Genomic DNA, 586 nt, shown 5'->3' with positions numbered 1-586 from the left:
CGCCGCCATCGTTCCCGGTGCCGCCGCTGCCGCCCAGTGTCACCTGCGCCAGTGCCCCCAGCGGGCCGCCGGCCGACAGGCCGAGGCCGGCCGAGCCGCCACCGCCGCCAATCGACTGCAGGATGACCGCCGGCGCGATGGCGCCCAGCGTGGTGATGCGGCCGGCCTGCACCGCCGTGGCGCTGCCGCCGGCCGAGTTGGTGACATCGCTGCCACCCACCGTGACCAGGATGGCATTGGGCACGGCATTGGCCGACACGTCGAGCAGCACGCTGGCACGGCCACCGCCGCCGCCGACCGACTGGACGATCTGGCCAGCCGTCGCAGTGCCATCGGTGAGCACTTCGCCGGTGAGGTTCAGGCTGGCAGCGCCGCCGCCATTGTTGTCGCCGCCGCTGGCGCCGAGCGTCAGCACGACATTCTGGTCAATGACCTCAGGCGGGACGACATTGAGCGGCGTCACCGCAGTGCGGGCCAGCGCGATCGGGCCGGATGCGCCCAGCGCGATGGCGCCATCCGGTGCCTGCGTGACCGCGCCGGGCGTGCCGGCCGACGGCACGAAGCCGAGGTTGAGATAGGCAGTGCC

The 586-nt window shown here is 73.4% G+C and carries 1 pseudogene; it reads right to left on the bottom strand.

From position 1 onward, the window contains the following. Positions 1-586, bottom strand: a pseudogene (locus tag GJV64_RS15315) (hypothetical protein); the annotation flags it as partial.

This window comes from Sandarakinorhabdus rubra (assembly GCF_010994245.1).
GTDB classification, from domain to species: Bacteria; Pseudomonadota; Alphaproteobacteria; order Sphingomonadales; family Sphingomonadaceae; genus Sandarakinorhabdus; species Sandarakinorhabdus rubra.
The sequence above is the reverse complement of the archived record's forward strand: the minus strand, read 5'-3'. Positions and strand labels throughout refer to the sequence as shown.